General features: G+C 72.8%; 26 protein-coding genes. 10 read left to right on the top strand and 16 right to left on the bottom strand.

Annotated elements, in window-relative coordinates; translation table 11 throughout:
• Positions 1-39 precede the first annotated feature (39 nt).
• Positions 40-255, bottom strand: coding sequence for an I78 family peptidase inhibitor (locus ACYBSK_RS09875; protein ID WP_460245809.1), 216 nt, complete (start codon positions 253-255; stop codon positions 40-42).
• Between the two features lie 377 nt (positions 256-632).
• Between ACYBSK_RS09875 and ctaD the strand changes: the two genes are divergently transcribed.
• On the top strand, positions 633-2,318 hold the full coding sequence (ctaD, locus tag ACYBSK_RS09870) for an aa3-type cytochrome oxidase subunit I (protein ID WP_460245808.1): 1,686 nt from the start codon (positions 633-635) through the stop codon (positions 2,316-2,318).
• Here the strand turns inward: ctaD and ACYBSK_RS09865 are convergent.
• From ACYBSK_RS09865 to ACYBSK_RS09850, 4 genes are all read right to left on the bottom strand, one after another.
• Positions 2,315-3,115, bottom strand: a complete 801-nt coding sequence (locus ACYBSK_RS09865) for a hypothetical protein (RefSeq protein ID WP_460246992.1) — start codon at positions 3,113-3,115, stop codon at positions 2,315-2,317. The genes ctaD and ACYBSK_RS09865 overlap by 4 nt on opposite strands.
• A 71-nt stretch (positions 3,116-3,186) precedes the next feature.
• The gene (locus ACYBSK_RS09860) at positions 3,187-4,434 is read right to left on the bottom strand and encodes a glycosyltransferase family 4 protein (protein ID WP_457476506.1); all 1,248 of its coding nucleotides are present in this window, start codon (positions 4,432-4,434) and stop codon (positions 3,187-3,189) included.
• A 177-nt stretch (positions 4,435-4,611) separates the two neighbouring features.
• Complete coding sequence (locus tag ACYBSK_RS09855; protein ID WP_460245807.1) at positions 4,612-5,892, bottom strand: ABC transporter substrate-binding protein; 1,281 nt, start codon at positions 5,890-5,892, stop codon at positions 4,612-4,614.
• On the bottom strand, positions 5,867-6,424 hold the full coding sequence (locus ACYBSK_RS09850) for a hypothetical protein (protein ID WP_457476504.1): 558 nt from the start codon (positions 6,422-6,424) through the stop codon (positions 5,867-5,869). Before ACYBSK_RS09850 ends, ACYBSK_RS09855 begins: the two co-directional genes overlap by 26 nt.
• Before the next feature lie 156 nt (positions 6,425-6,580).
• Between ACYBSK_RS09850 and ACYBSK_RS09845 the strand changes: the two genes are divergently transcribed.
• Genes ACYBSK_RS09845 through ACYBSK_RS09835 form a run of 3 tightly spaced genes read left to right on the top strand, consistent with a single transcriptional unit; the run spans position 6,581 to position 10,899 of the window.
• Positions 6,581-7,051: a hypothetical protein gene (locus ACYBSK_RS09845; RefSeq protein WP_457476503.1), complete on the top strand. Its 471-nt coding sequence runs from the start codon at positions 6,581-6,583 to the stop codon at positions 7,049-7,051.
• A gap of 15 nt (positions 7,052-7,066) precedes the next feature.
• Positions 7,067-10,189 carry an ABC transporter permease subunit gene (locus ACYBSK_RS09840; protein WP_460245806.1) on the top strand — a complete coding sequence of 1,041 codons (3,123 nt, stop codon included), beginning with the start codon at positions 7,067-7,069 and terminating at the stop codon, positions 10,187-10,189.
• Entirely contained in the window at positions 10,186-10,899 is a 714-nt protein-coding gene (locus ACYBSK_RS09835) for an ATP-binding cassette domain-containing protein (protein ID WP_460245805.1), read from the top strand. The genes ACYBSK_RS09840 and ACYBSK_RS09835 overlap by 4 nt, the downstream gene beginning before the upstream one ends.
• Here the strand turns inward: ACYBSK_RS09835 and ACYBSK_RS09830 are convergent.
• Together ACYBSK_RS09830 and ACYBSK_RS09825 are read right to left on the bottom strand one after the other, a co-directional pair.
• The gene (locus tag ACYBSK_RS09830) at positions 10,835-11,413 is read right to left on the bottom strand and encodes a transglycosylase family protein (protein WP_460245804.1); all 579 of its coding nucleotides are present in this window, start codon (positions 11,411-11,413) and stop codon (positions 10,835-10,837) included. The two genes, ACYBSK_RS09835 and ACYBSK_RS09830, sit on opposite strands and share 65 nt — an antisense overlap.
• A 114-nt stretch (positions 11,414-11,527) precedes the next feature.
• Complete coding sequence (locus ACYBSK_RS09825; RefSeq protein WP_457476499.1) at positions 11,528-12,175, bottom strand: LysM peptidoglycan-binding domain-containing protein; 648 nt, start codon at positions 12,173-12,175, stop codon at positions 11,528-11,530.
• A gap of 419 nt (positions 12,176-12,594) precedes the next feature.
• On the opposite strand from ACYBSK_RS09825, the gene ACYBSK_RS09820 reads away from it, so the two are divergent.
• Together ACYBSK_RS09820 and ACYBSK_RS09815 are read left to right on the top strand one after the other, a co-directional pair.
• Positions 12,595-13,377 (top strand): hypothetical protein, encoded by a 783-nt coding sequence (locus ACYBSK_RS09820; RefSeq protein ID WP_457476498.1) that lies wholly within the window; start codon positions 12,595-12,597, stop codon positions 13,375-13,377.
• Between the two features lie 196 nt (positions 13,378-13,573).
• On the top strand, positions 13,574-13,879 hold the full coding sequence (locus tag ACYBSK_RS09815; protein WP_457476497.1) for a hypothetical protein: 306 nt from the start codon (positions 13,574-13,576) through the stop codon (positions 13,877-13,879).
• A 91-nt stretch (positions 13,880-13,970) separates the two neighbouring features.
• Here the strand turns inward: ACYBSK_RS09815 and der are convergent, their stop codons facing one another.
• The 6 genes from der to ACYBSK_RS09785 all read right to left on the bottom strand — a co-directional run bounded on the left by der (position 13,971) and on the right by ACYBSK_RS09785 (position 18,994).
• Entirely contained in the window at positions 13,971-15,446 is a 1,476-nt protein-coding gene (der, locus tag ACYBSK_RS09810) for a ribosome biogenesis GTPase Der (protein ID WP_457476496.1), read from the bottom strand.
• A gap of 79 nt (positions 15,447-15,525) precedes the next feature.
• Positions 15,526-16,173 carry a lysophospholipid acyltransferase family protein gene (locus ACYBSK_RS09805; RefSeq protein WP_460245803.1) on the bottom strand — a complete coding sequence of 216 codons (648 nt, stop codon included), beginning with the start codon at positions 16,171-16,173 and terminating at the stop codon, positions 15,526-15,528.
• Entirely contained in the window at positions 16,170-16,862 is a 693-nt protein-coding gene (gene cmk, locus ACYBSK_RS09800) for a (d)CMP kinase (protein WP_457476494.1), read from the bottom strand. The genes ACYBSK_RS09805 and cmk overlap by 4 nt, the downstream gene beginning before the upstream one ends.
• Positions 16,863-16,975: 113 nt before the next feature.
• Positions 16,976-18,061 carry a prephenate dehydrogenase gene (locus ACYBSK_RS09795; RefSeq protein WP_460245802.1) on the bottom strand — a complete coding sequence of 362 codons (1,086 nt, stop codon included), beginning with the start codon at positions 18,059-18,061 and terminating at the stop codon, positions 16,976-16,978.
• Positions 18,058-18,420, bottom strand: coding sequence for a chorismate mutase (gene aroH / locus ACYBSK_RS09790; RefSeq protein WP_399240359.1), 363 nt, complete (start codon positions 18,418-18,420; stop codon positions 18,058-18,060). The genes ACYBSK_RS09795 and aroH overlap by 4 nt, the downstream gene beginning before the upstream one ends.
• A gap of 124 nt (positions 18,421-18,544) precedes the next feature.
• Complete coding sequence (locus ACYBSK_RS09785) at positions 18,545-18,994, bottom strand: YidB family protein (protein WP_460245801.1); 450 nt, start codon at positions 18,992-18,994, stop codon at positions 18,545-18,547.
• A gap of 133 nt (positions 18,995-19,127) precedes the next feature.
• Between ACYBSK_RS09785 and ACYBSK_RS09780 the strand changes: the two genes are divergently transcribed.
• The 4 genes from ACYBSK_RS09780 to ACYBSK_RS09765 are packed head-to-tail and all read left to right on the top strand — an operon-like array spanning position 19,128 to position 21,584.
• Positions 19,128-19,793, top strand: coding sequence for a hypothetical protein (locus tag ACYBSK_RS09780; protein ID WP_460245800.1), 666 nt, complete (start codon positions 19,128-19,130; stop codon positions 19,791-19,793).
• 27 nt (positions 19,794-19,820) lie between these two features.
• The gene (locus tag ACYBSK_RS09775) at positions 19,821-20,399 is read left to right on the top strand and encodes a DUF6529 family protein (RefSeq protein WP_460245799.1); all 579 of its coding nucleotides are present in this window, start codon (positions 19,821-19,823) and stop codon (positions 20,397-20,399) included.
• Complete coding sequence (locus tag ACYBSK_RS09770; protein ID WP_460245798.1) at positions 20,396-20,869, top strand: Rieske (2Fe-2S) protein; 474 nt, start codon at positions 20,396-20,398, stop codon at positions 20,867-20,869. Before ACYBSK_RS09775 ends, ACYBSK_RS09770 begins: the two co-directional genes overlap by 4 nt.
• 22 nt (positions 20,870-20,891) lie before the next feature.
• A complete protein-coding gene (locus ACYBSK_RS09765; RefSeq protein WP_457476488.1) occupies positions 20,892-21,584 on the top strand; it encodes a nucleotidyltransferase domain-containing protein in 693 nt (230 codons plus the stop codon).
• Here ACYBSK_RS09765 and ACYBSK_RS09760 read toward each other — a convergent pair.
• The 3 genes from ACYBSK_RS09760 to ACYBSK_RS09750 all read right to left on the bottom strand — a co-directional run bounded on the left by ACYBSK_RS09760 (position 21,574) and on the right by ACYBSK_RS09750 (position 24,526).
• Positions 21,574-22,590, bottom strand: coding sequence for an ADP-ribosylglycohydrolase family protein (locus ACYBSK_RS09760; protein ID WP_460245797.1), 1,017 nt, complete (start codon positions 22,588-22,590; stop codon positions 21,574-21,576). The two genes, ACYBSK_RS09765 and ACYBSK_RS09760, sit on opposite strands and share 11 nt — an antisense overlap.
• Complete coding sequence (locus ACYBSK_RS09755) at positions 22,587-23,312, bottom strand: NUDIX hydrolase (protein WP_460245796.1); 726 nt, start codon at positions 23,310-23,312, stop codon at positions 22,587-22,589. The genes ACYBSK_RS09760 and ACYBSK_RS09755 overlap by 4 nt, the downstream gene beginning before the upstream one ends.
• A gap of 80 nt (positions 23,313-23,392) precedes the next feature.
• The gene (locus tag ACYBSK_RS09750) at positions 23,393-24,526 is read right to left on the bottom strand and encodes a pseudouridine synthase (protein WP_457476485.1); all 1,134 of its coding nucleotides are present in this window, start codon (positions 24,524-24,526) and stop codon (positions 23,393-23,395) included.
• Between the last annotated feature and the right edge of the window lie 3 nt (positions 24,527-24,529).

Raw genomic sequence — 24,529 nt, 5'->3', positions numbered from 1 at the left:
TCCAGCGGGTTCGGGGGCCTTCGCGCGCTCCGGGGGCTCTCAGCCCTTCCAGCAGCGCCTGACCTTTCCGTCGGCGACCTCGAAGTTCAGCCGCCCCGTCCGGTACTCCATGGTGATGATCGCGCCCGGCGGCAACTGCCGGACCGTGGACCAGCCGCGCGCGTCCGCCCGCGCCTCGGCCGTGTGCGCGTCGAGGCCGACGTACGTGTCCGGATCGTCCTGCGGTTCCGCCTGCGGGGTGGGGATGGGTGCCATGCGGCCACGGTAGGCGCCGGGTCACGCTTTTGTCACAAGATCACGACAGTTGTTTCTTAGGAGTTGCTCACACGATCGAGCGTTCCTTGTCTCTTACGGGCTTCTTGCTTTCGCCCTTGTCATCCCGGCGCACGGAATTCCCGCGGTCCACGCGAATAGCCTTCCGCGGAACCGCCGTCACGACATCCACACCTCCCTCGGGCAATTCCCCGGGCCTTGCGAATCCGGTGGCGGGGCGGGCGAGTTGAGGGCGTCCGGGAATTGCCTGTCCATGCCAGAAAGGGGGGTACGCCCTCTGTCGCGGTGGGTACCCGCGCGCGCATCATGGCCTGAGTCCGCAGCAGGCCCGAGGCGCGCGAGCAGCGAGGGGGCAAGCGATGGGAACGACCGGAGTGCAGGCCGGGCCTGCGTCGGTGGGGGCTGTGCGGGAGCGGCGGCCGGGCCGGATCGTCGTGGACTGGCTGACCACGACGGACCACAAGAAGATCGGCCACCTCTACCTGATCACGTCGTTCGTCTTCTTCCTGATCGGCGGCGTGATGGCCCTGCTGATGCGGGCCGAACTCGCCCGCCCCGGGCTCCAGGTGATCTCCAACGAGGAGTACAACCAGCTGTTCACCATGCACGGCACGATCATGCTGCTGCTGTTCGCGACGCCGACCTTCGCCGGGTTCGCCAACGAGATCATGCCGCTCCAGATCGGCTCGCCGGACGTCGCGTTCCCGCGTCTGAACATGTTCTCGTACTGGCTGTTCCTCTTCGGCGGGCTGATCGTGCTCGGCTCGCTCGTCGTGCCGGGCGGGGCCGCGGACTTCGGCTGGTTCGCGTACGCGCCGCTGAACAGCCTGACCCGCTCCCCCGGTATCGGCGCCGACCTGTGGATCATGGGGCTCGCGCTCGCGGGGTTCGGCACGATCCTCGGCTCGGTGAACTTCCTGACCACGATCATCGGGATGCGGGCGCCCGGCATGACGATGTTCCGGATGCCGATCTTCACGTGGAACACGCTGTTCACGTCGATCCTCGTGCTGATGGCGTTCCCGGTGCTGGCGGCCGCGCTGCTGTGCCTGGAGGCGGACCGGCGGTTCGGGTCCATGGTGTTCGAGGCCCAGTACGGAGGTGCGCTGCTGTGGCAGCACCTCTTCTGGTTCTTCGGGCATCCGGAGGTCTACATCATCGCGCTGCCGTTCTTCGGGATCGTCAGCGAGATCCTGCCGGTCTTCAGCCGCAAGCCGATCTGGGGCTACACGATGCTGGTCGGCGCGACGATGGCGATCACGGGGCTCTCGGTGATCGTGTGGGCGCACCACATGTTCGCCACGGGCGGGGTGCTGCTGCCGTTCTTCTCGTTCATGACGTTCCTGATCGCGGTGCCGACCGGGGTCAAGTTCTTCAACTGGTGCGGCACGATGCTGAAGGGCTCGCTCTCCTTCGAGACACCGATGCTGTGGTCGATCGGCTTCCTGACCACGTTCCTCTTCGGCGGCCTGACCGGTGTCATCCTGGCCTCCCCGCCGATGGACTTCCACGTCACGGACTCGTACTTCGTCGTGGCCCACTTCCACTACGTGGTGTTCGGCACGGTCGTCTTCGCGACCTTCGCCGGCTTCTACTTCTGGTGGCCGAAGCTGACGGGGAAGCTGCTCGACGAGCGGCTCGGGAAGATCCACTTCTGGACGCTGTTCATCGGCTTCCACACGACGTTCCTGGTCCAGCACTGGCTGGGCGCCGAGGGCATGCCGCGCCGGTACGCGGACTATCTGGCGGCGGACGGCTTCACGGCGCTCAACACGCTCTCGTCGATCGGCGCGTTCCTGCTCGGCCTGTCCACCCTGCCGTTCCTCTACAACCTCTGGAGGACGGCCAAGTACGGCAAGAAGGTCGAGGTCGACGACCCGTGGGGGTACGGGCGGTCGCTGGAGTGGGCGACGGCCTGCCCGCCGCCCCGCCACAACTTCGTGACGCTGCCGAAGATCCGCTCCGAGTCCCCGGCGTTCGACCTGCACCACCCGGAGTTCGCCGCGTTCGAGGACATGCCGGGGGTGTCCCGCAAGAAATCCTAGGCGCCCGGCCCGTCGGCCCGCTGGGCGGACGTCACCTGGATCGAGAGGTCGTTGGACCCCGTGTAGTACGGCTCCGCCACGAGTTCGCCGCGGCCCTCGACGGCGAGCCGGACGACCGGGTACGTGAAGATCGGCTTCTTGTCGGCGACGTCGTCGAGCAGCCGGGCCAGGCGCACCTGCGGCCCGTCGTCCCCCGCGGGCCGCAGCCACAGGTCCCAGCGGCCCTCGCGCAGCTCGTCGTAGCCGATGCGGAGGGTGAACCGGGGTCCGTCCCGGGTCAGTTCGCCGCGCAGGACCGGGCCGTGCGGCGCGCGGTCGCGGATCTCCGCGTACGCCTTCGCGGTGAACTCGGTGCCGTAGATCCGCCCGTGCGCGGTCAACTCGCCGTCGGCGATGAGCAGTTCACCGGCCTCCGCGTGCGGCGCCCGCAGCCAGCTGCGCACGGTGAGGTTGCCGTGCTTGGTGGCGTACGGGATGCGGACGGCGACGTAGCCGCGCGAGCCGCTCGGGGCCCGGTCCACCAGCGAACGCAGATCGTTGACGCCCGGCCCCAGCCGCACCGGCTCGTCCCCCGCGACCTGCGCGTACGCGTCCCAGCGGCCCTCCGGCAGGGAGACGCTGATCGGCAGCGACGCCCGCAGCCGGCCCTCGCCGGTCGGCGTCAGCGGCAGCCGCACGGTCTGCCCCGAGGTCCGGTCGACGAGCACCAGGTGGGCCGGGTCCGGGGAGCCGTGGTCGGTGACGTCGAAGGAGAGTCCTCCGGCGGAGTCCGCGATGCAGTCGGCTCGGGGCGGCATGAGGGCGCTCCTGTCGCTGTCGTCGTGGCCTTGGGGGTCGTGGCACGGCGGGGGCGGGGCCGTGGGGGCGGTCATGCGGGGCGTCCCTTCGGTTGCGTTCTGAGGGCGTCGCGCAGCGCGTAGGCGCCGCCGAGGAACGAGCCGCGGGCCCGGTGCAGCAGGCTCCGGGAGCCGCCGCGCCCGGCGAGCGAGCCGAACAGCGCCTCGTAGCGCTCGGCGATCCGCGCCGGGTCGAAGCGCTCGGAGTGGCGCAGCGCGCGGGCGCTCATCTCCTGGCGCAGCTCGTCGTTGTTGATGAGTTCGAGCAGGCCGCCGGAGACGGCGTCGACGCTGCCGACCTCGACGAGCCGGCCGTCGACACCGTTGTCGATGATCTCCCCGGGGCCGTGCGGGCAGTCGGTGGACACCACCGGCAGGCCGCAGCGCATGGCCTCGACGATGGTCATGCCGAAGGACTCGTACGTCGAGGTCACCGCGGCGAGGGAACCTTTCGCCCACTCCGGTTCGATGGGGTGGGCGGGGCCCATGAGGTACACGTGGTTGTAGAGGCCGAGCTCGTCGATGAGCGCCCGCAGCCTGTCCTTCTGCTTGCCGCCGCCGTAGATCCGCAGCCGCCAGTCCGGCCGCTCGGCGCGCACCCGGTCGAAGGCGCGCACCAGCAGGTCGTAGCGCTTGACGCGCGTGAGCCGGCCGGCCGCGACGACCCACTTGCCGCTGCCGTCGGCGGGCTCGATACCGGGCGAGGGCACCGGGTTCGGCATCGCCTCGACGCGGACGCCCGGCAGCCGCAGCCGGTCGCGGTAGGCGTGCGCGTCGGCCTCCGTCGTCGTGGTCAGCGCGTCCAGGCGCGGGTACACGGCGCGCAGGTCGCGGCGGAGCGCGGTGGAGTGCGTGGCGAGCGTGAGGTGCTCCTGGCCGACGCGCAGCACGCCGCGCCGGGTGTCGCGCGCGAGGTGCACGTTGAGTCCGGGGCGGGTGCCGACGACGACGTCGGCCTCCAGCGAGCCGAGGTGCTCGGCGATCCTGCGGTCGGTGAGGGCGCTGTACTGCTCGTAGCGCCCCTCGGCGCGCGGGAAGACCGCGGCGGCCGCCTCGAACTCGGGGTGGTCGCCCTCGTACCCGGCGGTGCCCTTGCGCAGGTCCACGAGGTGACGGACGCGCACGCGCGGGTCCGGGGCGAGGACCGGCTCGTCACGGTGGCGGAAGACGGACACAACCTCGACGTCGTGGTGGTCGGCAAGCGCGCTGGCGAGGTTGTACGTGGTGCGGATCGTCCCTCCGATCCCGTACGCATTGTGAATCAGGAAAGAAATCTGCATGCGTCCTCGTATCCGTCGGAACAGTCCGTCTTCTCCGCCTACCGGATGGTTAGACGGAGATGACCGTACGAGGGTTGTTCCTCATCATCATCTTGTTCCTGAACAGTTGCCCGATTGGTAGGGGATTTCAGGAACCTTTTCGCCGCATCGCCCGTCAGGGCTGATGTCATGGTGATGTCATGGCTGGTAGGCGAGCTGCGGGACGTCGAAGCAGGTGTCCCTCATGTCACGGCCCTGCGTGACCCAGCCCTTTTCGTCGGTCCATCTCGCGACCGAAAGACACGTTCTCCGTGTTCTCGGCGGCTCGGCCTGCTCTTCGAAGGTCACCGGCAGCAGCAGCCCGTCGGCCGAATACCGTACGTCGCGCTGCATGAAACGGTCGACGCACGCGCGCGTGACCGTCCGGCAGGAGCGGGCCGCGTCGGTGAACCACATGGCGGCGGCCCAGCCCTCCAGCTGCCACTGCGAGTGCGTCTTCAGCCCCTTGGTCGCCGCGCGGAAGGCGCGTACGGCGGGGTGCCCGGTGTCGGCGTGGTTGCGGCTGGCTCCGGTGGCCCACAGGGAGGCGCGGCAGCGGGGCGCGCCCTTGTAGGCGGAGCGGACGGCCGAGGACCAGTTCTGGACGTTCGTGACCTTCGCGGTGACGCGGGCGCCCACCTCGTCCATGGCGCGGCAGAGCCGGGCGTTGCCGTGCGCGTCGATGGCGTCGAAGACGAGGTCGGCCTTCCGGTCCTTCAGATCGGCGGCCGCGGCACGGAAGTTGGGCAGCGCGAAGTCCAGCTGTTCCGTGATCACTCGGTAGCCCTCGGCCTTCAGACCGCGCGTCACCAGCCGTGCGTACGCGGCGGAGGCCGCCTGGTTGTAGGAGACGACGGCGGCGGTGCGGGCGCCGTGCTCGCGCTTGAAGTAGCGGTAGACCTCGGTGCCGCCGTACAGCTTCCCGTCCCAGCCCGGTGTCCCGTCGCGCGGGGCGAGGCTGCCGTAGATCCCGTACAGGTGCGGATACGTGTCGTAGGCGGCGCCGATCGGCTGGCCGCCGATGTCGGGCACGCGCGCGCGGGAGACGCGTCGCGCGCCCGCGTAGTCGAGTGAGGTGGTGGCGACCAGGGCGGTCACCTTCCGTTCGTCGACGAGCTTGTGCACGCAGGTGTTGTTGCCGACCCCGCTGCCCCCGTCGTCGCACAGGTGCACTTCCACCGTGCGCCCCTTGATGCCGCCTTTCGCGTTCAGGTTCCGGAAGTACGCCTGTGCGCCGTCGCGGGTGTCGGTGAAGGCGGCGCCGCCGACGGGGCTGGTGGCACTGGTGATGATGCCGACCCGCAGCGGCTCGGCCGAGCGCGGCGCGGGCGCGGAGCGGTCCTCGAAGTCGCTCTCCGGCAGCCGCGAGCCGCACCCGGCGACGGCCACCAGGGCCAGGCCCACGGCGAGTGCCTCAGCAGCCCGGACCGGGCGACTCATTGCCGCTCAACTGCACCAGCGCGCACAGGGTCTTGACGGACACCTTCCAGGTGCCGTCCTGCTCGACGGAGGTCCCCTTGGCGTCGGGCAGCACCGTCGCGCCCTTGAGCGCGAGGGCGTACGTCACGTCGGCCTCGGTCGCCGAGCTGAACGCGACCTCGGTGACGGTGGCCTCCACCTGGCCGCCGCGCTCGTCGCCGCTGAAGCTCTTCAGGACGGGGCGCATCTCGGCGCCGTTCTCCAGGACCTTCTCCTTGTCCTCCATGGACACCTTCGGGTCGAAGAACTTCTTCCAGTTGGCCTTGATCTCCTTCTCCGCGGCGGCCCGGTCGGCGGGCCCGCTCCCGCTCGGCCGCGCCGAGGACGGCTCCTTGCTGGTCGGCGGCTGCGACGTGGGCGTCGGCGGCGCGCTGTCGTCCCCGCCGCTGTCGTCGCCGCAGGCCACCAGGGCCGGGCCGAGAACCAGGGTGAGGGCCAGGGCGAGCGCCGCGCCCCGCCCGTGCACCGCGCGCGTCGTGCTCCTGAGAACCATCGGGCTCACCACCGGGTGTCGGTCCGGGGCGGGGCCGACGGGATCGGGCCGATCCGCCGACTGCCCCCGGAGCTTTCCGAGTCGGTCTCCAGAAGGCATAGTGCAAGCGATCGGCGGACAAGGCCAGACACGCGCGCACACCAGTGGGGGCCGGCGATGCGGACTGCCCGAATACGTACGGTGCACCCCGCCCTGTGGGCGGGTCTCGCCGCGCTCGCCACCGGGGCGGCGCTGTGCGTGATCGGCTGGTACGGCGTGTCGGGCGAACGCTTCGCCGAGCGCCAACTCCCCTACCTGGCCAGCTGCACGGTGCCGGGCGCGGCCCTGATCGTCGCGGGCGCGGTGCTCCTCACGTACGGCCGCGGCACGCTGGCGGCGTCGCGTGTGGAGCGCCTGTACGAGTTGCTGGTCACGGCGGACCCGCGGGCCGAGGACACGTCCGGTGCCCCCGCGCCGCCGCTGGCCTCCAGCGGCAGCCTGCTCATGGTGCCGGGCGGCACGCTGTGGCACCGCGCCGACTGCCCCCTGGTGGAGGGCAAGCCGCAGGCGGTGCCGGCCGACGCGGGCGCCATCGCGGAGGCGGGTCTCGGCCCCTGCCCCATCTGCGAACCGCCCGACGGCAGTTGAGGGAGGACGCGGTCGGTGGCCTCCTTGACGTACGACCTCACGCTGGCCGGGCTGTCCGTGGGCGCGGCGGCGGCGCTCACCGGGATCGGCCTGATCGTCACCTACCGGGCGACGGGCGTCCTCAACTTCGCGCACGGGGCGGTCGCGATGCTCTGTGCCTATCTGCTGCGGCAGTTGGTGGTGGTGTGGGACGTGCCGCTGTGGCCGGCGGCGGCACTGGTGCTGCTGGTGGTGGCCCCGGCGCTCGGACTCGCCCTGGAGCGCGGCGTGTTCAGGCCACTGGCGCTGGCGGGTGACGATCCGGCGCGCACGCTCGTGGCCTCGATCGGCGTCTTCGTCCTCCTCGTGGGGGCGGCGGCGCTGCTGTGGGGCACCGGGGCGCTGGAGGACGCGCCCACGCTGATCGCCGGGGAGCCGTGGGGACAGCTCGCGGTGGCGTGCGCGATCGGGGCCGGGGTGTGGGCGGTGACGCGCTGGACCCGGTTCGGCGGCCGGCTGCGGGCGGTCGTCGACAACCGGCCGCTGGCCGTGCTCGGCGGGATCGACGCGGACCGGGTGGCGGCGGCGGGCTGGGCGTTCGGCACGTTCACGGCGGGCCTCACGGGGGTGCTGCTCGCCCCCTACGTCCGCCTGGACCCGTACGGTCTGCCGTTGCTGGTGATGGAGGTCGTGGCGGTGGCGGTCGCGGCGGGCATGCGGCGGCTCGGGGTCGCGGTGGTGGCGGCGCTGGCGATCGGCGTCGCGCAGAGCCAGTTGACGCGTCTGCACCCGGCGGGGTGGCGCGAACCCCTCCTCCAGGCGGTGGGGGCGAACCTGTTCGTGGTGGCGCTGCTGGTGGCGGCGCTGGCGCTGCCTGGGGTGGGCGGGAGGGCCGGGGCGGGACCGCGGCCGCCGACGCGGCGGGCCGGGGCCGCGCCGGGTGCGTCGAGGGGCGCGTGGCTGGTGGCGGGGGTGCTGTTCCTGCTGCCGCTCGGGTTCGCGGGTTCGGACCTTCAGACGTCGGTGCAGGTCCCGGCACTCGCCCTGATCCTGCTGTCCCTGGTGCTGGTGACGGGACGCGCGGGTCAACTGGCGCTCGGACAGGGGGCGTTCGCCGGTCTCGGCGCCCTGTTCACGGCGCTGCTGGCGACGGGCCGGTTCCCCGGTTCACCCGCACTGCCGGGCCTGGTGGCCCTCTTCGTGGCCGTCGTACTGGTGGCGCCGCTCGGCCTGCTGACGGCGGCGCCGGCGATCCGCCGCCAGGGGCTGGCACTGGCGCTGGCCACGTTCGCGGTGGGTGTCGGGGTGAGCCGCTTCGTGTTCGCGCAGCCGTTCGCGGCATCCGGCCTGACGCCCGAGCGGCCGTCAGGACTCGACGGGGACCGCGCCTTCTACCTCCTCGAACTCGCTCTCCTCGCCGGAGCGTTGGCCTTGACGGCGGCGGCCCGCCGGGGCCGGATCGGCCGGGCCCTGACGGCGGTGCGGGACCACGAGGCGGGGGCCTCGGCGGCGGGGGTCGGGGTGCCGGGGTTGAAGGTGGCGGTGTTCGTGGCGGGCGCGGGGCTCGCGGCGCTCGGCGGCGGCCTGCTCACCCTCGGCCTGCGCTCCTTCAACCCGTCCGCCTACGACCCGGTCCGCGGCCTCCTCTGGTTCGCCGCCATCCTCGTCCTCGGCCCCACCAACCCCTTCGGCGCCCTCCTCGGCGCCGCCCTCCTGGTCGGCCTGGACGCGGGCACCCGCGGCGGAGTGGCGGCGGTCGTGGTGGGAGTCCTGGCGGTGCTGGTGGGGCGGGAGCTGGGGGGCCGGGTATGGGGCCGGGGGCGCCTGACGGTGTTGGGGGGTGGGGTGAGGGAGGCGTTGGGGCAAGGGCGGAGGCCGGCGCGGGACCAGGGGCCGGAGCGGGGGACGCCGAACGGGCCGAGGCCAGGCGGGACCGCGCTTCCCGACCGGGAGCCCACCCCTGGCCACCCACGCGGGACCGCGCCCTCCGGACGGGGGCCCACCCCTGACCACCCACGCGGGACCGCACCCTCCGGACGGGAGCCCACCCTTGGCCACCCACGCGGGACCGCACCCTCCGGACGGGAGCCCACCCACACTCCCGATACGCCACGCGGGACCGCACCCTCCGGTCGGGAGCCCGCCCTTGACCACCCCCGTGGGACCGCACCCTCCGACCGGGAGCCCACCCACACTCCCGATACGCCACGCGGGACCGCACCCTCCGGACGGGAGCCCACCCCTGACCACCCACGCGGGACCGCACCCTCCGATCGAGAGCCCACCCACACTCCCGATACGCCACGCGGGACCGCACCCTCCGATCGGGAGCCCACCCCTGGCCACCCACGTGGGGCCGAAGCCCTCGAAGAGGGCGGGAGGGTGGGAGGTGACCCGGCCGCCGGGCGGCCACCCGCGTACGCGCCGGGCACGACGCCACCGGCCCGCACCGCACCCCCGGCGCAACCCACCCCCCGGCCCCCACTCCTCCGCGCCGACGGCCTCACCGTCACCTACGGCTCCCGCCCGGTCCTCCACGACGTCGGCATCCACCTCCCCAGCGGCAGCGTCACCGCCGTCGTGGGCCCCAACGGCGCCGGCAAGAGCACCCTTTTCCACTGCCTCGCCGGGACCCTGCGCCCCGACGCGGGCCGGGTCCGGTTCGGGGAGCGGGACGTGACGCGCGCCCCGGCCCACGCCCGAACCCGGCTGGGGATCGCGCGGACGTTCCAGCAACTCGTCGTCTTCCCGTCGTTGACCGTGGCCGAGAACATCCGGGTCGGCGCCGAGCACGGCCGCGTACGGGACCCGGCGGCCACCGCACGGGCACTGCGCCTGTTCGGCCTGCGCGGCGAGCAGCGGACCGAGGGCCTGCCCACGGGAACGCTGCGCCGCGTCGAACTGGCCCGCGCCCTCGCGGGCGCCCCGCACGTCCTGCTGCTGGACGAGCCGACCGCCGGCCTCGACCGCCGCGAAGTCGCCTCGCTGGCCCGCCTGTTGAGGGCGCTGGCCGCCGACGGCACGGCCGTCCTCGTGGTGGAGCACGACCTGGACCTGGTGGCGGAACTCGCGGACACCGTCCACGTACTGGCCGCGGGCCGCATCGTCGACTCGGGCGCCCCGGCCACCATCCTCGACCGCGCCCCGGACCCCGTATGAGCCCCGGCATCCAGCTCCGCGACGCCCGCGTCCACTACGGCCCCCTGGAAGCACTCCACGGCGTCACCCTCGCCGCCCCGGCCCGCGCCGTCACCGTGCTCCTCGGCCCGAACGGCTCCGGCCGCACCACCGCCCTGCGCGCCCTCGCCGGCACCGTCCGCCTCACCGCGGGAACCGTGGTGTGGGACGGCCTCGACGTCACCCGCCGCACCGCCCACGCCCGCGCCGCCGCGGGCCTGCGCCTCGTACCCGACCGGCAGGCCGTCTTCGGCGACCTCACCGTCGCCGAGAACCTCCACCTGGCGGCGGCCGGAGCCGTGGCCCCCGCCCTCGACGCCTACCCCGAGTTGCGCCCCCTCCTCCCCCGCCGCGCCGGCACCCTCTCCGGCGGGGAACAGCGGATGCTCGCCGTCGCCCGCGCCCTGCTCGCCCCCGCGCGCGTCGTCCTCGTCGACGAACCCGCCCAGGGCATGGCCCCACCGGTCGCGGCCCGCACCTACGCCCTCCTGCGGGCCCTCGACGCCTGCGTGGTGCTCGCCGAACAACGCCTGCCGCCCGGCCTCGCCCGGACGTCGGCCGGGTCCCCGGTCCTGGTGTACGGACTCGACCGCGGCACGGTCGTGTTCCGGGGCGAGGCGGGCGAGGTCAGCGCGGAGCGGGGAGGCGCAGCATCGTTCCCTCGTTCAGCCGGTCGGGGTACGGACCGATGATGTCCCGGTTGGCCTTGTAGAGGGCCTGCCAGCCACCCTTGACGTGGAAGCGCCGCGCGATGGAGTGGAGCGTGTCGCCGCGCTGCACGACATGGGCGCGCCCGGACAGCCCGTACCGCTTCGAGCACTGCGGCCACGCCTTCCAGCCCTGGGTGCGCAGCACCTCCTCCGCGACCTTGATCTGCTCGGCGCGGGTGGCGAGGTCGGCGCGCCGCGCGTACTGGAGACCGCCGTGCTCCACCCAGGTGGACTGCCGGAACTGGAGCCCGCCGTAATAGGAGTTGCCGGTGTTCTCGTCCCAGTCGCCGCCGCTCTCGCACTGCGCGATGCAGGACCACGGCCACTGGCTCTTCGCGCACGCGTACGGCGCGTACGAACCGCCCGGCCCGGAGGGCCGGGCGGCGGCCGCGGCGGGCAGCGCGGTCAGTACGAGCAGCGCGCCCAGCAGGGCCGTCACCCACCGGCGCGCGCCGCGCGCCCGCCGGGTCGTGGAGTACGTGGTGGTCAGGTGCATACGCGGACGCTAGGCAGCCGGTGCGCCGCGGCCCGCCGTGCCGCGCCCGCGCCCGCCGCGGCCCCACCCGGTCGGCGCACCGGCACCGGGCGGGGCCTCGTGACGCACGTGCGATCAGGCGAGCCGCAGCCGCTGGCCCGGCATGATCAGGTCGGGGTCGCCCCCGACGACCGCCTTGTTCACGGCGTACAGCCGCTGCCAGCTGGTGCCGTGGGCGGCGGCGATGCTGCCGAGTGTGTCGCCGCCGCGGACGACGTAGCCGCCGCCGCGGGTGGCACCGCGATCGGTGTGGCTCGAACCGCGCTGCTTGTTCAGCGACTTGGGCGCGGCCTTCGGGGCCGCCTTGGGTACGGCCTTCGGCGCGGACCGCACACTCGGCGCCCCCGGCGCACTGCCGTACGCCCCTGCTCGCGCGGCGCAGGTGGGCCACGCGCCCCACCCCTGCGCGCGCTGCACCTTCGTCGCGACGGCGATCTGCTGTGCCTTGGACGCCCGGTCGGCCGTGGCCGCGTAGGCGCCACCGCCGTACGCGCGCCAGGTGCCCGCCGAGAACTGGAGCCCGCCGTAGTAGCCGTTCCCGGTGTTGATGTGCCAGTTGCCGCCGCTCTCGCAGCGTGCGATGCGGTCCCAGACGCCGCCGTCCGCCGCCTGTGCGGGGCCGGCGAGGGCGAGGAGACCGAACGGGACGGCGAGGGCCACCCCGGTGAAGACCGCTGTCGTGCGAGCCGTTGTCGTGCGTGCCGTACGAATCGGCGCGGACATGAGAATCCCTCTCGTGGACTGCTCGTTGCGGACGGCGGTGGAATCTAGGCAGGCCACGGGGGCGGCGGCAACCAACGGTCCGTCCCGCCAGGCCAGTTCGCCGTTACCCGAGGTATCGACGATTTCAGGCCACCCGATACATACGTGCATTTCAGTATTTGTCGACCTGTCGCCCTGACGATCTGTGACCCACTTCACCGATCCAACTTCCTTGGAAAACCAACAAGTTGGCGTGGAGTGACGCGTTCCGGGCGGTCGCTCACGGTGTGCGCAGGATGAGGCGATTCCGTTCCGATCCGGGCGTGACCGAGGACACAGATCGTCCGTTGTCCCTTCATAAGCAATTGCCCCTCCATGGGCACCCCGCATGACCGCGACCGATCGCCCCGATCGGCCCGACAGATCCCTGAGGAGCCCCCGTGCCGCGCTTGCTCGACGTCAGCAACGACGTACGCGCCGAGATCGGCGACGAAGAAGCCGACCGGCTGCTGGCCGGCGACAACGCCCCGGGCAGCTACGACTGCACCTCCTGCCGCACGCCGGGTGATTCGCAGCAGGAGCGGACCAGCACCGTCCTCTTCGTCGGCGACGAGACCGCCGTACTCGCCTTCGCCCACGCCAACTGCCTGCCCTCGCAGGTCGTCCAGGTCGCCGAGGACCAGCTCCAGGGCGCCGTGCAGTCCGTCGCGGGCGCCGGTGGCGCCGACGCGCAGCCGGCCGCGCCCTCGCAGGCCGTGCTCGGTGTGACCAGCGGCCTCGTGCTGATCGGTGACACGGTGCACCCCGCCCTCGTCGTCGAGCCCACCGGGCCCATCGCCCGCCCCGGCACCACCACCGGCGGGGACGACTTCCTGCCGCTCCTGACCGAGCAGGGCTTCCTGCCGCTCTCCGACCTTGAGGCGCCGCCCGCGCCGCTGAGCGGCTGGTCGGTGCTGCTCGCCATGGGCCAGCTGCACGCGATCCTCCAGCCGGGTCCCGGCGGCTCCCCCTCCCAGGTCGCCTGGTGGCAGGCGCACCAGCCGCTGCTGGTGACGGAGGGCTGGCGGACCGCGGCGAACAAGACGCAGACCGTGTTCGTCTTCGCCGCGACCGCCGGTTCGATCGGCCGTCAGCCCCGCGAGGACCTGCTCCGCCAGGCCCTCGACAAGGCGGCGGCCAACGGACGTCTGGTGGGCGCCGCGATGCCGCTCGCCGGCACCTGAGCGAGCCCCGCCGCACCGCGCGGGCCCCCACGAATGCGCCGGTCACACCGCTGACAGCCAGCGAAAGCGGAGGCCAAGGGCGCATCCGTCGGGGGCCCGGTTCGTTGGCACATACGTGCACCCATACGACCCCACCTCATCCCCTGCGTCCGCCTCGGCCTCCCGGCACCAGCCGTACCAGAGTCCGATCCCATCGATGCGTCCCGCGGAGGACCAGTCGGGCGGCCACCACGGCCGTCACGCCGGGGGCAGCCAGTCGGCCACCCCGATCTACGACGCGCTGTACGCGGAGTACCGCCGGTCCTTCCGGGCCCTGCCCGGCGACCGCAGCGGCGAGGAGGACCTGGGGTTCAGGGGCTTCACCCCGGGCCACGGCGCACATCACCACACTCCGCACCACCAGCAGCACCCGCCCCGCTGGCAGCCGTACCACCCCCAGCCGCACACCCCGGCGCGGCACTTCCCGGCGGCCCTGCCCCCGGGACCGCGCCGGGAGCACTGACCCCGCGTCCCGCTGTACGCGAACGCCGCCGACGGATCTCTCCGTCGGCGGCGTTCGCGTACAGCGGGGTACTGCTTCGTGCAGCGGGGGGCTACTTCTTGCGGCCGCGCTTCTCGCGCACGCGCACCGAGATGTGGATCGGCGTCCCCTCGAACCCGAACTCCTCGCGCAGGCGGCGCTCCACGAAGCGCCGGTAGCCGTGCTCGATGAAGCCGGAGGCGAAGAGCACGAAGCGCGGCGGCTTGGAGGCCGCCTGGGTGCCGAAGAGGATGCGGGGCTGCTTGCCGCCGCGCACCGGGTGCGGGTGGGAGGCCACGAGCTCACCGAGGAACGCGTTGAGGCGGCCCGTCGGGACGCGGGTCTCCCAGCCGTCGAGGGCCGTCTCGATCGCGGGGACCAGCTTCTCCATGTGGCGGCCGGTGCGCGCCGACACGTTGACCCGCGGCGCCCAGGCGACCTGCGCGAGCTCGGTCTCGATCTCGCGCTCCAGGTAGTAGCGGCGCTCCTCGTCGAGGGTGTCCCACTTGTTGAACGCGAGGACGATCGCGCGGCCCGCCTCGACGGCCATCGTCACGATCCGCTGGTCCTGGATGGAGATGGACTCGGAGGCGTCGATCAGGATGACCGCGACCTCCGCCTTCTCCACGGCGGCGGCGGTGCGCAGCGAGGCGTAGTAGTCGGCGCCCTGCTGGAGGTGGACGCGCTTGCGGATGCCCGCCGTGTCGACGAACTTCCAGGTGACGCCGCCGAGTTCGATCAGCTCGTCGACCGGGTCGCGGGTGGTGCCCGCCAGCTCGTTGACGACGACGCGGTCCTCGTTGGCCACCTTGTTCAGGAGCGAGGACTTGCCGACGTTCGGGCGGCCGATCAGGGCGATACGGCGCGGGCCGCCGACACCGGCGCCGCCGAAGCTCTGCTGCGGGGCCTCCGGGAGCGCCTCCAGGACGGCGTCCAGCATGTCGCCGGTGCCGCGGCCGTGCAGCGAGGAGACCGGGTGCGGCTCGCCGATGCCGAGGGACCACAGGTACGCGGCGTCGGCCTCGCCGCTCGGGCCGTCCACCTTGTTGGCGCAGAGCACGACCGGCTTGTTCGCCTTGCGCAGCAGGCGCACGACGGCCTCGTCGGTGTCGGTGACGCCGACCTTGGCGTCGACGACGAAGACGACGGCGTCGGAGGCCTCGATCGCGTACTCGGCCTGCGCGGCCACGGACGCGTCGATGCCGAGCACGTCCTGCTCCCAGCCGCCGGTGTCGACGACCTTGAAGCGGCGGCCGGCCCATTCGGCCTCATAGGTGACGCGGTCGCGGGTGACGCCGGGCTTGTCCTCGACGACGGCCTCGCGGCGGCCGATGATGCGGTTCACGAGCGTCGACTTGCCGACGTTCGGGCGGCCGACGACGGCGAGGACCGGGAGCGGCCCGTGGCCCGCGGCGTCGAGCGCGCCCTCGACGTCCTCGAGGTCGAAGCCCTCCTCCGCGGCGAGCTCCATGAACTCCGCGTACTCCGCGTCGCCGAGCTCCCCGTGCTCGTGTTCCGGGGATCCCTCGGGCTGGATCTGGTCGTTCATGAAGTCCGTACCTCGTCGTTCATTCGTGGTGATCGGTGCGCGGACCCGCGAAGGTCACGTGCACTACTGAAAGTCTCGCTCAGCGCCCGGTCAGGCGCCTGGCGTTTTCCAGGTGGGCGGTCAGCCGCTCCTGGATGCGCACGGTCGCCTCGTCGAGCGCCTTGCGCGTACGCCGTCCGCTGCCGTCGCCCGCCTCGAAGGGATCGCCGAAGACGACGTCGACCCGGCTCCTGAGCGGGGGCAGCTTCTTTATCAACCGTCCGGAGCGCTCCGTGCTTCCCAGCACGGCGACCGGGACGATCGGCGCCCCGCTGCGCACCGCGAAGTACGAGAGTCCGGCCCGCAGCGACGCGAAGTCGCCCTCGCCCCGCGTGCCCTCCGGGAAGATGCCGAGCACGCCGCCGTCGGTAAGGACGCCGAGCGCCCGCGTGATGGCCGTACGGTCCGCGCTGGTGCGGTCGACCTTCACCTGCCCGATCCGGTCGAGGAACGGGCCGAGCGGTCCGACGAACGCCTCCTGCTTGATCAGGAAGTGCGTCGGCCGCGGGGCGACGCCCATGACCATGGGGCCGTCGATGTTGTGCGAGTGGTTCACGGCGAGGATCACCGGGCCGGTCGCCGGGACCCGCCAGGATCCCAGGACCCGCGGCTTCCACAGCCCGTACATGAGGCCGACGCCGATGCGCCGACCGACCTCGGCGCCCCGCTCGGAAGGCGCTGGGGTCACTTGGCGTCCCGCTTCTCCTCGACGAGGGTGACGACGCACTCGATGACCTGCTGGAGCGTGAGGTCGCTGGTGTCGACCTCGACGGCGTCGTCGGCCTTGGCCAGCGGCGACGTCTTGCGGCTGGAGTCGGCCTTGTCGCGGGCGATGAGCGCCTCCCGCGTGGCGTTCACGTCGGAGCCCTTGAGCTCGCCGGAGCGGCGGGCGGCGCGGGCCTCGGGCGAGGCGGTGAGGAAGATCTTGAGGTCGGCGTCGGGCAGCACGGTCGTGCCGATGTCGCGGCCCTCGACGACGATGCCCTTTTCCGCGCCGAGCGCGATGGTGCGCTGGAGTTCGGTGATCCGGGCGCGGACCTCGGGGACGGCGCTGACGGCGCTGACCTTGGAGGTGACCTCGGTGGTGCGGATCGGGGCGGACACGTCCGTGCCGTCCACCGTGATGGTGGGGGCGGCCGGGTCGGTGCCGGAGACGATCTCGGCCTTGCCGGCGACGGCGGCGATCGCGGACGGGTCGTCCAGGTCGATGCCGTTGTTCACCATCCACCAGGTGATCGCGCGGTACTGGGCGCCGGTGTCCAGGTAGCTGAGGCCGAGCTGCGCGGCGACGGCCTTGGAGGTGCTCGACTTGCCCGTGCCGGAGGGTCCGTCGATGGCGACGATCACTGCTGCGGCGGCGGTCGCGGCGGTTTCCATAGGTGACGGACACCTTTCTCAGTGCACGGGGGCATGGGTACGGGGCGCGGAAACGCCCCGTACAAGGTTACTGGCTCCGGAAGACCCCTTCTTACGTGCCTCCACCGGCCCCGTTACTGGCGCATCGCCCAGCCGCGCTCGCGCAGCGCGGCGGTCAGCTTGGGCGCCTGCGCGGGCTGCACCATGAGCTGCACGAAGCCGGCCTGCTGCCCGGTCGCGTGCTCGATGCGGACGTCCTCGATGTTCACGCCGGCCGCGCCCGCGTCGGCGAAGATCCGGGCCAGCTCGCCCGGCTGGTCGGAGATGAGGACGGCCACGATCTCGTACGCCGCCGGGGCCGCGCCGTGCTTGCCGGGGACGCGGGACTGGCCCGCGTTGCCGCGCCGCAGCATGGTCTCGACGCCGTCCGCGCCCTCGCTGCGCTTGGCGTCGTCGGAGGACTGGAGGGAGCGCAGCGCCCGTACCGTCTCCTCCAGGTCGCCCGCGACGGCGGAGAGCAGGTCGGCGACGGGGCCCGGGTTCGCGGAGAGGATGTCGATCCACATCCGCGGGTCCGAGGCGGCGATCCGCGTCACGTCGCGGATGCCCTGCCCGCACAGGCGTACGGCGGCCTCGTCGGCGTTCTCCAGGCGGGCCGCGACCATGCTGGAGACCAGGTGCGGCATGTGGGAGACGAGCGCGACGGCCCGGTCGTGGGCGTCGGCGTCCATGACGACCGGGACGGCCCGGCACAGCGCGACCAGCTCCAGGGCGAGGTTCAGGACCTCGGTGTCCGTGTCACGGGTCGGGGTCAGCACCCACGGCCGCCCCTCGAAGAGGTCGGCGCTGGCGGCGAGCGGGCCGCTGCGCTCGCGGCCGGACATCGGGTGCGTGCCGATGTACGGGGCGAGGTCGAGGCCCAGCTCCTCCAGCTCGCGGCGCGGGCCGCCCTTGACGCTGGCGACGTCGATGTAGGCGCGGGCGAGGCCCCGGCGCATCGCGTCGGCGAGCTGCGCGGCGACGTGCGCCGGCGGCACCGCGACGACGCACAGGTCGACGGGGCCCTCGGGCGCCTCGTCGGTCCCGGCGCCGAGCGCGGCGGCGGTGCGGGCCTGCGACGGGTCGTGGTCGGCGAGGTGCACGGCGACGCCGCGGGAGGCCAGGGCCAGGGCGGCGGAGGTGCCGATCAGGCCGGTGCCGATGACGAGTGCGGTTCTCACTGGGCGATGTCCTTGCGGAGGGTGGCCGCGGCGCCGAGGTACACGTGCGCGACCTCGGCCTTGGTCCGCTCGGTCTCGATGTGGGCGAGGATCCGGACGACACGGGGCAGGGCGCCCGCTATGTCGAGCTCCTGCGCGCAGATCAGGGGGACGTCGACGATGCCGAGCTTGCGGGCGGCGGCCGCCGGGAAGTCCGAGTGCAGGTCGGGGGTGGCTGTGAACCAGATGGAGATCAGGTCGTCGGCGGTCAGCTCGTTCCGTTCCAGGACGGCGGTGAGCAGCTCGCTGACCTGCTCGTCCATGTGCCCGGCCTCGTCCCGGTCGAGTTGGACGGCGCCCCGGACCGCTCGTACCGCCACGTCACTGCCCCTTTTCCATGTACGTGCAATGGGATAGGAGGCCAGCGTAATCAAGGTGGCGGACGCGGGTGCGCGGCGCCCGTCTGCCGAGACGGACACCGCGCGCTCCCTCGACGCCCTCGGGTCAGAGCTTCTGCTGCTTGATGAGGTCCTCCAGGGAGCCGGACGACGGCACCTGGCCCTCGGGGGTGAGCCTGTCGACGACCTGCGGGAGTTCCTTGGCGACCTGCGCCGCCGCCTCGTCGCGGCTGACGCCCGCCTCCCCCGCGACCCGGTCGAGGGTCTCGTCGGGCACGGCCTGCTTGACCTGCTCGGCGCTGAGCGGCTGGTTGTCGCCGGTGCCGACCCAGGAGTCGAGCTGGCCCTTGTCCACCAGGCCGGACTTCGTGATCATCTCCAGCAGGCCGCCCAGCGGGTTGGATCCGTTGCCGGCGCCACCGGTGCCGCCGGCCGCGCCACCGCCCAGCAGGCCGCCGAGCAGCGAGCCGAGGATGTTGCCGCCTCCGGCTCCGCCGCTCTGGCCGCCTCCGCCGAGGAGACCGCCGAGCAGACTGCCGAGATCGTTACCGGCCATGGTCACGCGCCTTTCGGGACATTACGGGAAACCCGGACCACCTCAATGTCACCCGAACCGCCCCCTGTCGCCACCCGGCCGGAGCTGCTTGCATGGAGGCGGTACCGCTGCCGCCTCGGGGGGAGGCCCGGCCATGAAGCGCTCGGGACCACTGTTCACACTGTTCGCCGGGCTGGCCCTGGGGCTGTTCGTGCTGTCGCTCAACGCGACGACGGGCGAGGGCACCACGTCGTACGGGAAGTCACCGGCGGCGACGGTCGGCGAATCGCCCGCCGCGACGCCGTCGAAGGCGAGTCCTCCGGCCTCGAAGGCGAGCCCCACGCGCTCCGCCCGCCCGCCCAAGACCAGCTACGCGGGGCGCACCGACGACGACTCGTCGGCGGTCTCCGTCTCCGTGCGCGGCGACAAGGCGATCGCCTACTTCTGCGACGGCCGCACCAAGGAGTCGTGGATGAAGGGGAACGTCGAGGACGACGGCTCCATGAAGCTGACCGGCAAGAACGGCGCGAAGCTGGACGGCAGGCTGACCGGCGACCGGATCCGCGGCACCACGACGGTCGACGACCGCCCCTACGGCTTCACGGCGAGGAAGGCGGTCAAGGGGTCGAGTCTGTACCGGTCGACCACCGAGGTGCGCGGCGCCGAGATCGACGGCGGCTGGATCGTGCTGCCCGACGGCCGCCAGGTCGGCATCGTGCGCCGCGACGGCAAGCCGTCCCCCGCTCCGAGCATCGACCCGGAGTCGGGCGAGGTCACGGTCGACGGCGACCGGCTGACGGCCCGCCCGGTGACTCCGTGACCGCGTGACCTGCTGAGAGGGTTTTCGATGACCGTCGACCCGAACGCCGCCACCCAGGACTTCCCGAGCCCCGACCACCGCCGCCCGTCCGCGGCCCGCTATCTGGTGCCCGCGCTGGTGGCGGCCGCGGTGGCCGTGGCGCTCGGCGCGTACGGCAGGGTGCACGACCCGGCGGGCACGGCGTTCAACCTCGCCGGTTTCTCCAGTACGAGCGCGGTGAAGTCCTGGCTGGCGACGGCGGCCTTCACCTTCGCGCTGGTCCAGATCGTCTCGGCCCTCATGCTGTACGGGAAGCTGCCCGGCCCCTCGTGGTCGGCCGCGCTGCACCGCTGGTCGGGCCGGATCGCGTTCCTGCTGGCGGTGCCGGTGGCCGTGCACTGCCTCTACGCGCTCGGGTACCAGTCCTACTCCAGCCGGGTCATGTGGCACTCGTTCCTGGGCTGCTTCTTCTTCGGGGCGTTCAGCGCCAAGATGCTGCTGCTGCGGGTGGAACGGCTGCCGGGCTGGCTGCTGCCGGTGGTGGGCGGTCTTGCGTTCGCGGTCCTCACGCTGCTGTGGTTGACGTCGGCACTGTGGTTCTTCCGCACCGTGGGAGTGACGACATGAGGCGTACGGCATCCCGCAGGAGCGTGCTCGTCGCGGGCACGGCGGCCCTGGCGGTGGGTTGCAGCAAGTACGGGGACGAGAACGAGGGCGGCGGGGGCGACGCCACGTCCGAGGCCCCGGCGCCCTCCAAATCCGCGAAGTCCCCCGCGAGCCCCGGGCAGAAGTCCGAACAGCCGCCCGCCGCCGACGCGTTGGCGAAGACCTCCGACATCCCGGTCGGCGGCGGCAAGGTCTTCCCGGACGACAAGGTCGTGGTGACGCAGCCGGCCAAGGGCGACTTCAAGGCGTTCTCCGCGGTGTGCACGCACCAGGGCTGCACGGTCAAGGACGTGTCGGGCGGCACCATCAACTGCCCCTGCCACGGCTCGAAGTTCAAGGTCGCCGACGCCTCGGTGGCGGGCGGCCCGGCCCCGAGCCCGCTGGAGGCCCGGCGGATCGAGGTCACCGGAAATTCGATCACGCTGGCCTGAGGCCGCCGCCTACCCTCACCCCATGAACCACGGGGAACACCTGGTGCGCGACCACACCGTCTACTCCTGCGTCGTGGGCTCGCGCGCCTTCGGACTGGCCACGGACGCGAGCGACACGGACCGCCGGGGCGTCTACCTGGCGCCCACGCCGCTGTTCTGGCGCTTCGAGAAGCCGCCGACGCACGTCGAGGGACCGGCCGAGGAGCAGTTCTCGTGGGAGCTGGAGCGCTTCTGCGCCCTGGCGCTGCGGGCCAACCCCAACATCCTGGAGTGCCTGCACTCCCCGCTGGTCGAGCAGGTCACCGACACGGGCCGCGAACTGATCGCCCTGCGCGAGGCGTTCCTGTCCCGTCAGGCGTACGACACCTTCGGCCGGTACGCCGAGAGCCAGCGCAGGAAGCTGGAGGCGGACGTCCGGACGCACGGCGCCCCGCGCTGGAAGCACGCGATGCACCTGCTGCGCCTGCTGGCCTCCTGCCGTGACCTGCTGCGCACGGGCCGGCTGACCGTCGACGTCGGCCCGGACCGCGAACCGCTGCTCGCGGTCAAGCGCGGCGAGGTGCCGTGGCCGGAGGTGGACCGCCGGATGGCCCGCCTGGCGGCCGAGGCGGAGGAGGCGGCGGCCCGGACCCCGCTGCCCGCGGAGCCGGACCGCGCCCGCGTGGAGGACTTCCTGGTCCGCACGCGCCGCGCCTCCGCCGCGCTCAGCCCCTGACCGGCGCGTCCCACCGCGCGCCGAACTCCAGCAGCTCGTCGCGGTGCTCGATCCGCTCGACCCACTCCTTCGGCCAGGCGTCGGCGCCGAGGTGGGCGCCCGCGAAGGCGCCCGCCAGGGCGGCGATCGAGTCCGAGTCGCCGGAGGTGCAGGCGGCGCGGCGCAGCGCGAGGACCGGCTCGTCGACGAAGAGCAGGAAGCACAGCAGCGCCGTGGCGAGCGCCTCCTCGGCGATCCACCCGGCTCCGGTGGCCAGGCAGGGGTCGGTCTCGGGGGACGGCTCCCGCAGCGCGTCCCGCAGCCGGTCGAGCGCGCCCAGGCACTCGTCCCAGCCGCGCGCGATGAACGCTTGCGGGGTCGGTTCGTCGCCGCGCCGCCACAGGTCGCCGAGCCACGCCTCGTGGTACGTCTCGCGGTTGTCGTAGGCGTACGAACGCAGGCGGCCGACCAGGCCCGTCGGGTCGGCGCCCGCGGCGAGGAGGCGGACGGCGTGCGCGGTGAGGTCGGCGGCGGCGAGGCCCGTCGGGTGGCCGTGGGTGAGCCCGGCCTGCAACTGGGCGGCGCCCGCCCGCTGTTCGTCGCTCAGGCCGGGCGCGAGTCCGAGCGGGGTGACGCGCATGTTGGCGCCGCAGCCCTTGGAGTGGATCTGGCTGGCCTCCTGCCAGGACCGGCTCCCGGTCTCCAGGAGTGCGCAGGCGCGCAGGCAGGTGTTGCCGGGCGCCCGGTTGTTCTCCGGCGACCGGTACCAGGCGACGAACGCCGCGCGCAGCGGCCCCTCGAAGCCCTTCGGCGCGGGCGGCCCGCTCGCGCGCAGCGCCCGCGCGACGGCGAGCGCCATCTGGGTGTCGTCGGTGATGTACGCGACGGGGTGGCCGGACAGCTGCATCTCCCGCCAGGGCCCCTGCTGGGCGAGGATCGCCGGTACGTCGCTGAACTCGGTCGGGTAGCCGAGCGCGTCCCCGAGGGCGAGGCCGAGCAGCGATCCGGTGGCCGGGCTGCGGTTCATGGGCGGGATCCTTCCGAGGGTTCGTGCGCGGGGCGCAGCAGCGGCGGGTGCAGGGACGTGGCGCCGCCCGCCCGGTAGAGCGCGGCGGGCTTGCCGCGCCCGCCGGTGAGCCGGGACGCGCCGGGGATCTGGGCGACGAAGCCGGGCGTCGCAAGCACCTTGCGGCGGAAGTTCGCCGGGTCGAGGTCGGTCCCCCACACCACCTCGTAGACCTGCCGCAGCTCGCCGAGCGTGAACTCGGGCGGACAGAACGCGGTGGCGAGGCAGGTGTACTCCAGCTTCCCGCCGATCCGGTCGTGCGCGTTGGCGAGGATCCGGTCGTGATCGAACGCGAGCGGCCCCTGCGTCCCGTACGGCAGCCAGTCGGCCCGCGCCGCGTCCCCGCCGCCCTGCGCCTGCGGGGCGTCGGGCACGAGCGCGGCGAACGCGACGGACACCACCCGCATGCGCGGATCGCGCCCCGGCTCGCTGTACGTCCGCAGCTGTTCCAGGTGCAGCCCCTCGACGTCGGCGAGCCCGGTCTCCTCGGCGAGCTCCCGCCGCGCGGCGGTCTCGGCGGACTCGTGCGGCTCCAGGAACCCGCCGGGCAGCGCCCAGCGTCCCGCGTACGGATCGTGCCCGCGCTCGACGAGCAGGATCTGCAGCTTGCCGTGCAGGAGCGTGAAGACGGCGAGGTCGACGGTGACGGCGAACGGTTCGTAGGCGTACTTGTCGTAGCTCATGCGGAAGCCCCCTCCCTTTATTGGTCTGCTTGACCTTAAAGGGAGAGGGCTGCCGTGGACAAGACCCGTGCGGGTGCGACCTACAGGTCGACCTCCTGCATCAGCATGCCGACCTCGGTGTTGGACAGGCGCCGCAGCCAGCCCGACTTCTGGTCGCCGAGCGTGATCGGGCCGAAGGCGACCCGCACCAGCTTGTCGACCGGGAACCCGGCCTCGGCGAGCATCCGCCGCACGATGTGCTTGCGGCCCTCGTGGAGGGTGACCTCGACCAGGTAGTTCTTGCCGGTCTGCTCGACGATGCGGAAGTGGTCCGCGCGCGCGTACCCGTCCTCCAGCTGGATGCCGTCCTTGAGCCGCTTGCCCAGGTCGCGCGGGATCGGCCCGACCAGGTGCGCGAGGTAGACCTTCTTCACGCCGTACTTCGGGTGCGTGAGGCGGTGGGCCAGCTCACCGTGGTTGGTGAGCAGGATGACGCCCTCGGTCTCCGTGTCGAGCCGCCCCACGTGGAAGAGGCGCGTCTCACGGTTCTGCACGTAGTCGCCCAGGCACTGCCGGCCCTCGTTGTCCTCCATCGTGGAGACGACACCGACCGGCTTGTTGAGCGAGAAGAACTGGTACGACTGCGTGGCCACGGTCAGACCGTCGACCTTGATCTCGTCCTTCTCCGGGTCGACGCGCAGGCCCTGCTCGACGACGATCTCGCCGTTGACCTCGACGCGGGCCTCGTCGACCAGCTCCTCGCAGGCACGCCGCGAGCCGTAACCGGCGCGGGCCAGCACCTTCTGGAGCCGCTCGCCGTCCTGCTCGGCACCGGGGAACGTCTTCGGGAGCTTGACGTCCTTCTTTCCCGCGTACCGCTCGCGGTTGCGCTCCTCGGCGCGCGTCTCGTACTCGCGCGAGCGCGCCGGAGCCGTACGGCTCCGGCCCTGCCCCTGGCCCTGCTGGCCGCGCTTGGGGCCGCCCTTGGCGCCGCCGCGCGCCGAGGCGCCGCGACCCGACTTCGGGCCCTCCTTCGAGGCGTTCGGGCCCACGTCGTAGAGCCGCTCCTCGGGACGCGGCTTCTTCGGACGGCCGCTGCCCTGCTTGTCGTCGCGGTTGTTGCCCGCGCCGCGGTAGTTACCGCGGCCCGCGCTCTTCCCGCCGCGGCCGCCGCTGTTGCCACCACGGCTCCCGCCGTTGTTTCCGCTGCTGTTCCTGCCGCTGCTGCTTCGCATCAA

It is taken from the genome of Streptomyces sp. BYX5S (genome assembly GCF_054724165.1).
The sequence above is the reverse complement of the archived record's forward strand: the minus strand, read 5'-3'. Positions and strand labels throughout refer to the sequence as shown.

Bases quoted from the DNA above. Each gene is read 5' to 3' on its own strand.
- ACYBSK_RS09875 (WP_460245809.1), bottom strand. From the start codon at position 255: ATGGCACCCATCCCCACCCCGCAGGCGGAACCGCAGGACGATCCGGAC.
- ctaD (WP_460245808.1), top strand. From the start codon at position 633: ATGGGAACGACCGGAGTGCAGGCCGGGCCTGCGTCGGTGGGGGCTGTG.
- ACYBSK_RS09865 (WP_460246992.1), bottom strand. From the start codon at position 3,115: ATGCCGCCCCGAGCCGACTGCATCGCGGACTCCGCCGGAGGACTCTCC.
- ACYBSK_RS09860 (WP_457476506.1), bottom strand. From the start codon at position 4,434: ATGCAGATTTCTTTCCTGATTCACAATGCGTACGGGATCGGAGGGACG.
- ACYBSK_RS09855 (WP_460245807.1), bottom strand. From the start codon at position 5,892: ATGAGTCGCCCGGTCCGGGCTGCTGAGGCACTCGCCGTGGGCCTGGCC.
- ACYBSK_RS09850 (WP_457476504.1), bottom strand. From the start codon at position 6,424: ATGGTTCTCAGGAGCACGACGCGCGCGGTGCACGGGCGGGGCGCGGCG.
- ACYBSK_RS09845 (WP_457476503.1), top strand. From the start codon at position 6,581: ATGCGGACTGCCCGAATACGTACGGTGCACCCCGCCCTGTGGGCGGGT.
- ACYBSK_RS09835 (WP_460245805.1), top strand. From the start codon at position 10,186: ATGAGCCCCGGCATCCAGCTCCGCGACGCCCGCGTCCACTACGGCCCC.
- ACYBSK_RS09830 (WP_460245804.1), bottom strand. From the start codon at position 11,413: ATGCACCTGACCACCACGTACTCCACGACCCGGCGGGCGCGCGGCGCG.
- ACYBSK_RS09825 (WP_457476499.1), bottom strand. From the start codon at position 12,175: ATGTCCGCGCCGATTCGTACGGCACGCACGACAACGGCTCGCACGACA.
- ACYBSK_RS09815 (WP_457476497.1), top strand. From the start codon at position 13,574: ATGCGTCCCGCGGAGGACCAGTCGGGCGGCCACCACGGCCGTCACGCC.
- der (WP_457476496.1), bottom strand. From the start codon at position 15,446: ATGAACGACCAGATCCAGCCCGAGGGATCCCCGGAACACGAGCACGGG.
- cmk (WP_457476494.1), bottom strand. From the start codon at position 16,862: ATGGAAACCGCCGCGACCGCCGCCGCAGCAGTGATCGTCGCCATCGAC.
- ACYBSK_RS09785 (WP_460245801.1), bottom strand. From the start codon at position 18,994: ATGGCCGGTAACGATCTCGGCAGTCTGCTCGGCGGTCTCCTCGGCGGA.
- ACYBSK_RS09780 (WP_460245800.1), top strand. From the start codon at position 19,128: ATGAAGCGCTCGGGACCACTGTTCACACTGTTCGCCGGGCTGGCCCTG.
- ACYBSK_RS09775 (WP_460245799.1), top strand. From the start codon at position 19,821: ATGACCGTCGACCCGAACGCCGCCACCCAGGACTTCCCGAGCCCCGAC.
- ACYBSK_RS09770 (WP_460245798.1), top strand. From the start codon at position 20,396: ATGAGGCGTACGGCATCCCGCAGGAGCGTGCTCGTCGCGGGCACGGCG.
- ACYBSK_RS09765 (WP_457476488.1), top strand. From the start codon at position 20,892: ATGAACCACGGGGAACACCTGGTGCGCGACCACACCGTCTACTCCTGC.
- ACYBSK_RS09760 (WP_460245797.1), bottom strand. From the start codon at position 22,590: ATGAACCGCAGCCCGGCCACCGGATCGCTGCTCGGCCTCGCCCTCGGG.
- ACYBSK_RS09755 (WP_460245796.1), bottom strand. From the start codon at position 23,312: ATGAGCTACGACAAGTACGCCTACGAACCGTTCGCCGTCACCGTCGAC.
- ACYBSK_RS09750 (WP_457476485.1), bottom strand. From the start codon at position 24,526: ATGCGAAGCAGCAGCGGCAGGAACAGCAGCGGAAACAACGGCGGGAGC.